The organism is Streptomyces racemochromogenes, assembly GCF_044129415.1.
In the GTDB taxonomy this organism is placed as follows: domain Bacteria; phylum Actinomycetota; class Actinomycetes; order Streptomycetales; family Streptomycetaceae; genus Streptomyces; species Streptomyces racemochromogenes_A.
Genome location: NZ_JBBDHD010000219.1, coordinates 1 through 7,111 on the forward strand (window position 1 = coordinate 1; position 7,111 = coordinate 7,111).

Sequence of the window (7,111 nt, forward strand, 5' to 3'; positions counted from 1 at the left end):
CCCCCCCCCCCCCGCCCCCCCCGCCCCCCGCGGCCGCCCCCCCCCCCCCGGCCCGCCCGACCCCCCCCCCCCGGGCGGCCCCCCGCCCCCGGCCGGGGAGGAGGTCCAGTACGGCTGCCGAGAGCCAGGTCCCGATCGGCACCTGGACGAGCAGCGGATGGGCGGGGTGCCCCAGCGGGCGGCCGTGGAGCAGGTCGCGTGCCGGACCGAGCGGCAGGGCCCGGACGGCCTTGCGGAGCGCGTCGATCGGTCCGTCGGCCCGTGGGGTCTGTTCGAGCCGCTCGACCGCCGACAGCAGCGGGCCCGGACCTGGTGTCGTACGGTGCGTGTCCATGGGGCCGCGTCTACCCGGGGCGCCGGGAGCCATGTCCGCCACCGCCACGCCTCGGAGCGGGGCGCCCCCCGCAACCCGGGCGGCCCGCGCATGGCCGGGCGGCGGACGGGGCAGGGGCGGCGGGGGACCAGACCAGCGCAGACCGGAGCCGAGGGAGAACCGCCATGCCGGAACCGGACCTCGGTGACTTCGCCGTCGCGCAGGACGGCCCGATGTACGTGGTCACGGCGGCCGCGGACGGGCTGCGGGCCGGGTGCCTCGTCGGGTTCGCCTCGCAGTGCTCGATCGAGCCGCCGCGCTTCGCGGTGTGGCTGTCGGTGGAGAACCACACGTACCGGGTGGCGCGCCGCGCCCGCTACCTCACGGTGCACGTACTGGGCCGGAACCAGGAAGCCCTGGCCCGGCTCTTCGGCGGCCGGACCGGGGACCGCACGGACAAGTTCGACGGCATCGGCTGGCGGCCCGGGCGCGAGGGCAGTCCCGTTCTGACGGGGGTGGCGGCCTGGTTCACCGGGCGGATCGAGGCCGTGGTCGCCGGGGGCGACCACGAGGGCTTCCTGCTCGCCCCGGTCGAGGACGGCCCGACGGCCGGGGCGTCCGGCGCGGGGCCGCTGCGGTTCGGTGACGTACGGGACATCGAGGCCGGCCACCCGGCCTGACCACCCGCCGGACCGTTCCGCGGGCGGCGCCCCGTCAGGCGGGCAGTTCCCCCGCCGGGTCGGCTTCGGGCCCGGGGGAGCGGCCGGGCGCACGATGTCCCGGACCGGGTGCGGACGCCGAAGCCAGGGCGCGGTCCAGGTGGGCGTGGAACTCCACGAAGCCGGAGGTGCGGCTGAGCTGTACGACGGGGCCGGTCAGCCGGTGCGGCCCCACGAGCAGCAGGCGCCGGCCGCGGGTGGACAGGGTGCGGCCCAGCTCGACCAGGACGGCGGCGGCGGCGGGGGTCATCAGGGCCAGGCCGCCGAGCTCGATCACGTACGCGGGGGTTCCCGGATCGGCGCCGGCCAGGGCGTTCCGCAGGGCCGGGCCGTCGTGCGCCTCCACGGTGCCCTCCAGGAAGACCACCCAGAGCCCGTCGTCGGTGTCGGGCGCCTCCAGTCGCGCCCGGGTCACCTCGAAGCCCCGGCCCGGTTCCGGCCCCGGCGGCGAGGTGCCGGGGGCGCCGGCACCGGGGGCGGCGCCGGCGGCGGGCGAGGGCGGCCCGGCCACGTCCAGCAGGCGGCGGACGGCGGGCGCGGCGGCGGCGAGCTTCAGGGGCCGGTTCCGTTCGGCGGCCTCGCGTTCCAGGTCGATCAGCGCGTTCAGCCCGGAGCAGTCGCGGAAGTTCACGTCGGCGACGTCGAGGCTGATCCCTCCGGGGCAGGCGTCGAGCGCCGCCAGCAGCACCAGGCGGAGCTCGTCGGCGCGGTCGGCGCCGACCTCGCCGGTGATCCGGACGGCGGCGGCGTCGTGGCCCTCGCGCCGGACGGTCACGGCCATCGCTCCCTCGGCGGGCCGTTGCCCGTCGAGGCGGACCTCGGGGTCACTGAAGGTACTCATGGGAATCTCCACAAGCCCGGCAAGGACAGCTCTGATCGGATTTTCAATGGATGCGCGTTATACGTCAAGATTTACCGGAAATTCACAGCAGGTGATCCTTTGTTGGCTGATATGGGGCATAGTGGATATATGGCACCGGCTGTGGGGCGTCGGCCCCGGTGGACCTTCCTCACCAGCCACGCACGCGTCCTGCTCGCGATCTCCCGCGACCCCGGGATCCGCCTGCGCGACGTGGCCGCGGGGTGCGGCCTGACCGAGCGGACCGTGCAGGCGATCATCGCCGACCTGGAGCAGGGCGGGTATCTGCTGCGGGACCGGGCCGTCGACGGCCGGCGCAACCGGTACGCCATCGTCCCGGGCGGGCGGTTTCGCCACCCGGCCGAAGCGGGGCACGAGATCGTCGGCCTCCTCGAACTCCTCTCCGGCCCGCTGCCCGCTCCCGCCGAACGGCCGCGGCCGTACGGCATCCACGGCGCCGGAGGACCGTGAGACGGTTCCGGGCGCCCGGGCGTCCGGCCGGCGGGGCCGGGCGCCGAAGGCCGGGAGGTGAGGGCCGTGCCCCTGGACCGGTCCGGGCCGGGCGGCCCCCGGGCCCGCGACGACCCCGGGATCCGTGCGCCCACCGCCGGCCCCGGCGCCGTCGCGCGCACGCTGGTGCGCATGCTGGACGGCGTGCCCGCCGAGCTCGTGCCCGCCCGGCTCTGCGAGGCCGTCCTCGGCCTGCTGCCCGTCAGCGGGCTGGCGATGTCCCTCGGCGGCGAAGGCGGGGGAGACATCCCGCTCCACGCGAGCGACGGGACCGCCCGGCGGCTCGCGCAGCTCCAGTTCACCCTCGGGGAGGGGCCGGGAGTGCGGGCCGCGGAGGTCTTCGCCCCGGTGCTGGCCCCCGATCTGGCCGGTGGCACGGACGCGCACCGCTGGCCGCTCTTCGCCCCCCGGGCCGTCGCGGCAGGGGCCCGGTCGGTCTTCGCGCTGCCGCTGGGCACGTCCACGGTGGTCCTCGGCACCATGGACCTGTACCGCGACACCCCCGGCATGCTCAAAGCCGCCGACCTGCGCGCGGCCATGCTCGCCGCGGACGCCGTGACGGTCCTGCTGGTCGCCTTCGATCACGGCCCCGCCCCCGTGGAGGGGGTCGCGGCCTGGCTCCACGATGCCGAGAACCACCGGACCGAGGTCTACCAGGCAGCCGGAATGATCATGTCCCAGCTGCGGCTGGGAGCCGACGAGGCGCTCGCGCTGCTGCGCGCCCGGGCCTTCCGTGAGGGCCGTACCGCCACCGAGGTCGCCCGCGACGTGATCGGCCACACCACGGACCTCCGGGAGAACGGCCGGGCAGAGGGGTGACGCGTCCGCTCAGGGCCAGGAGGTCTCCCGGCGCGGCACCACCACCACTTCGGGCACCGCGCTGCCCACCGGCACGGAGAGCGCGTACATCACGGTGTCGGCCACGATGTCGGGGCTCTGCAGGAGCGAGACGTCGGTGTCCGGGAACCGGTCCATGATGAAGGCGGTCTCCATCCCGCCGGCGATCACCCCCGTGATCCCGATGCCGAGGCAGTCGCGCTGCGCCTCCTTGAACAGGGTGTGCGTGAACGCGCGCAGGCCGGACTTGCTCGCCGAGTAGGGGCCCGCCTCCGTCCAGGTGCGGTTCGCGGCGGTGGACAGGATGTTCACGATGTGGCCCCCGCCCCCGGCCACCATACGGCGGTAGGCCTCCAGGCACAGGTACATGGGGCCCAGCAGGTTGGTCGTCACCACCCGGGTCACCTCGTCCGCGGTCAGCTGCGCCGCCGACTTCGACACGTCCACGGCGGCGCAGTTGACGAGGACGCAGAGGGACCCGTCCGCCTCGTCCAGCCCGCGGAACACCGCCGCGACCCGCTCGGGATCCCGCACGTCCAGGTCCACGTACCGGGCGTGCGAGCCCTGCGCCGCCAGGTCCGTGCAGAGCTCCTCCGCCAGGTCCCGCCGCACGTCGGCCACGAGGACCTCCGCCCCGGCGGCGGCGAGGCGGCGGCACACCGCCGCGCCGAGGCCGCGTGCCCCACCGGTCACCAGGGCGCGCCTGCCGCGCAGATCGAGCCGGGGGGAGTCGTCCATCACGATCACGAGCCTTCCGTCGCCGGTCACCGGAGCGCCGAGCGGGCGCGGGCGCGCGTCGGCCGTGTCTGCGCTCCCACTGTCCGGCGCCGCGCCCCGGGCGGCACCCCGGGGAGGGCCACCCGGGTGCGGAGGGCGGCCGCCCGGAGGCGTGTGAGCAAGCCCACGGGAAGTCCAACCGGGCGGCGGGGAAGGTGGGTTCGGGCGGGGCGCGGGCCCGCGTGACCACGGTCACGCCCGGTGGGCCGGAGGGGTCTGCCAGCATGGCGGAGCAGGACAGTGCGGCCCGGCAGCCACGTCCGGGCCCGGGAGCATGCCCGGTTCCGACCCCGCCCCACCGCCGTTCCCGTTCCCGTGCCGAGTCCGTGCCGGTGCCGGTGCCCAGGTCCGCGTCTGGGCTCAGGTCCGGGCCGGTGTCCGTGGCCAGGCCCCGCGCCGCGTCCGGGCCGGCGTCCGTGGCCAGGTCGGTGTCCGGGCTCAGGTCCGGGCCGGTGTCTGTGCTCAGGTCCGTGTCCGGGCCGAGGTTCCGGCCGGTGTCCGTGGCCAGGTTCGTGTCCGGGCTCAGGTCCGGGCGGGTGCCCGGGTCCGGGCCTGTGCGCAGGCCCGTCTCCGGGTTCCGGTCCGGGACCCGGACACGGGACGGCTGCCGCGCCGGCTCGGCCGCGGCCCTGCGCCCGTCCTGCACCGCCCCGCCCCTACGCCGCTCCCCGGTACCGCCTTGCCTTCTGCCACGTCCGCCGCCCCCGCCCGCACCCCCTCCGACCGCTCGCCCTGGCGTGCCCTGCGCCACCGCGGCATGCGCTGGTGGGCTGCCGCCAACTTCGTCTCCAACGTCGGCACCTGGACCCAGCTGACGGTCCAGAACCTGCTGGTGCTCCAGATCACCGGCTCGGCCGCCGTCACCGGACTGTCCGTCTCCCTCCAGGCGGCCCCGGGCCTGCTGCTCGGACTCGCCGGCGGCGCCGCCGTCGACCGGTGGTCCCACAAGGCCACCGCCGCCGTCTGCCAGGCCCTGCTGGCCGCGGTGGCGTTCGCGACCTGCCTCCTCGTCGCCCTGGGCCGGCTGGACCTGCCCGCGCTCATGGCCCTGGCCCTCGTCACCGGCGTCGTGGCCACCGTGGACGGCCCGGCGTGCTCCCTGCTGGGCAACGGCCTCGTTCCCGCGCGGGACGTACCCTCCGCCATCGGCGTCGGCTCGCTCGTGCACAGCGCCGGACGCCTCGTGGGCGCGGCGCTGGCCGGGGTGACCGTGGTCGCCTTCGGCACCGCCGCCGCCTACGCCGTCAACGGGCTGTCGTTCCTCTTCGTGGCCGGAGTCATCCCCTTCCTGCGGCCCGCCCCCGACGCGCGGCCGCCGGTCACGGCGGTCCCGGCGGAGCGGGAGGAGGCGCCCGGGGTGGCGGCCGGACTCCGGTACTTCCTCGGGCGGCCCCGGCTGGTGGCCCTCGCGGCCATGAACGCCGTCAGCGCCCTGTTCGGACGGAACTACTCGCTGACCCTGGTCGTGCTGGTGACCGGCCCGCTCGCCGGGGACGCCGCCTCGTTCTCCCGGGTGTCCACGACGCTCGCGGCGGGCGGGATCGTCGGTGCCGTCCTCGGGGCCCGGCTCCGGCGCCCGCGCGTACGCCTGGTCGCCCTGCTCACCGCCGCCGGGGCGCTGCTCCAGGTGCTCGCCGGGGTGGTCCCGTCGACGGCCCTGCTGCTCGTGCTCGTTCTGCCGATGGCGGTGGCCGAATCGGTGGGCGACACCGCGCAGTCCACCCTGCTCCAGACCGATCCGCCGGCCCGGATGCGCGGGCGGGTGCTCGGCGCCTGGTCCACGGTCCGCACCGGGTGGGGGCTGGCCGCGCCGCCGCTGCTGGGGCTGCTCATGGAGCTGCTGGGCGTGCGGGCGGCCCTGGTGGCCGGCGGACTGGTGATCGTCGCGGCGCTCACCGGCGGCTGGCTCACCCACCGGCGCGCACCCGCCCGCCCTTGCGCGACGCCGCTGACGCCGGCCCCCGCCCCGGCCTGACGGACCCGGGCCGGGCCGTCGGGGGAGCCGGGCGGGCGGTTCGGGCGGCCGGTTCAGACGCGGTGCACCGGCTCGGGGAGGGCGCGTACCGCCGCCAGGACCTCGGCCACCGGGATCCTCAGCAGCCGGGCGTCCGGGACCGGCCCGTGGGCGTCCCCGGGCCGCAGCGGGTCGTCCCCGGGACCGGGATGCCACAGGGCCCGGTGCGGGCCCCCCGCCGGCGGCCCCCACAGGCGGGGCGCCACCGGTCCGAACAGCACCACGGACGGCGTCCGCAGTGCCGAGGCGAGATGGGCCACCCCGCTGTCGCCCGCCACCACGCACCGGGCGCGCGCGATGACGGCCGAGAGCCGCGCGAAGGGCAGGTCCCGCTCCCCGCCCAGCACGGCGTCCGCACCCAGCCCGGCATACTCGGCCACCCGCCTCGCCAGCGGCCCCTCCCCGCGCCCGGCGACGACCGCCACCCGGTGCCCGTCCCGGGCCAGAGCCCGGCCCACCGCGGCGAACCGCTCGGCCGGCCAGCGCCGGGCCGCCGCGTCCGCGCCGGGGTGCAGCACCGCCGCCCCCGGGACCGGGGAGGGCTCGGCGGGCGCCGCCAGGCACAGGTCGTCGGGGTCGGTGTGCAGCCCGTACCAGCGCAGCAGCCGGCACCAGCGGTCCCGCTCGTGCTCGTCGGCCCGCCAGCGCGGCCCCGGCCATTCCCGCGTGCCGGGCGGCGCGAAGACGTACAGCCGGCGCGGTCGCAGCCCCGCCAGCAGCAGCCGGGTCCGCGGCCCGCACCCGTGCAGGTCCACGGCCAGCTCGGGGGGCGGCCCCGACCAGGCCAGGGTCGCGGGAACCCCGCGCCCGGGGGCCTGCGCGGGCAGGAGCCGGTCGACGACACCGAGGGCACGGACCGCGTCGGCGAGCCGCTCCGGCGCCGCGAGCACCAGCTCGTGCCCGGGCAGCGCCGTCCGCAGGGCCCGCAGGGCAGGTACGGCGGTCAGCAGGTCCCCGAGCCCCAGCGCCCGCAGCACCGCCACCGTCGGCCGCCCCGCACCACCCCGCGCCCGCGCCCGGCGGGGGGGCGGGGCCCCCCCCCCGGCCCCCCGGCCCCCCCCCCCTATAAAAAAAAAACACAC

7 protein-coding genes and 1 pseudogene are annotated in these 7,111 nt (G+C 77.5%); 4 read left to right on the forward strand and 4 right to left on the reverse strand.

Features of this window, described 5'->3' with window-relative positions; genetic code table 11:
- Window positions 1-334: pseudogene (locus WDV06_RS35585) on the reverse strand (Rieske (2Fe-2S) protein); the annotation flags it as partial.
- A gap of 164 nt (window positions 335-498) precedes the next feature.
- On the opposite strand from WDV06_RS35585, the gene WDV06_RS35590 reads away from it, so the two are divergent.
- Window positions 499-993, forward strand: coding sequence for a flavin reductase family protein (locus WDV06_RS35590; RefSeq protein ID WP_395513955.1), 495 nt, complete (start codon window positions 499-501; stop codon window positions 991-993).
- Window positions 994-1,027: 34 nt separating this feature from the next.
- Here WDV06_RS35590 and WDV06_RS35595 read toward each other — a convergent pair whose 3' ends face one another.
- Window positions 1,028-1,873, reverse strand: a complete 846-nt coding sequence (locus WDV06_RS35595; protein ID WP_395513956.1) for an STAS domain-containing protein — start codon at window positions 1,871-1,873, stop codon at window positions 1,028-1,030.
- A gap of 129 nt (window positions 1,874-2,002) precedes the next feature.
- On the opposite strand from WDV06_RS35595, the gene WDV06_RS35600 reads away from it, so the two are divergent.
- Together WDV06_RS35600 and WDV06_RS35605 are read left to right on the forward strand one after the other, a co-directional pair.
- A complete protein-coding gene (locus WDV06_RS35600) occupies window positions 2,003-2,362 on the forward strand; it encodes a helix-turn-helix transcriptional regulator (protein ID WP_395513957.1) in 360 nt (119 codons plus the stop codon).
- Between the two features lie 66 nt (window positions 2,363-2,428).
- Window positions 2,429-3,220, forward strand: a complete 792-nt coding sequence (locus WDV06_RS35605) for an ANTAR domain-containing protein (RefSeq protein ID WP_395513958.1) — start codon at window positions 2,429-2,431, stop codon at window positions 3,218-3,220.
- Between the two features lie 9 nt (window positions 3,221-3,229).
- Here WDV06_RS35605 and WDV06_RS35610 read toward each other — a convergent pair whose 3' ends face one another.
- On the reverse strand, window positions 3,230-3,976 hold the full coding sequence (locus WDV06_RS35610) for an SDR family oxidoreductase (protein WP_395513959.1): 747 nt from the start codon (window positions 3,974-3,976) through the stop codon (window positions 3,230-3,232).
- A gap of 796 nt (window positions 3,977-4,772) precedes the next feature.
- Between WDV06_RS35610 and WDV06_RS35615 the strand changes: the two genes are divergently transcribed.
- The gene (locus WDV06_RS35615; protein ID WP_395513961.1) at window positions 4,773-5,990 is read left to right on the forward strand and encodes an MFS transporter; all 1,218 of its coding nucleotides are present in this window, start codon (window positions 4,773-4,775) and stop codon (window positions 5,988-5,990) included.
- Between the two features lie 53 nt (window positions 5,991-6,043).
- Here the strand turns inward: WDV06_RS35615 and WDV06_RS35620 are convergent, their stop codons facing one another.
- On the reverse strand, window positions 6,044-7,012 hold the full coding sequence (locus WDV06_RS35620) for a glycosyltransferase family 9 protein (RefSeq protein WP_395513960.1): 969 nt from the start codon (window positions 7,010-7,012) through the stop codon (window positions 6,044-6,046).
- Window positions 7,013-7,111: the final 99 nt, after the last annotated feature.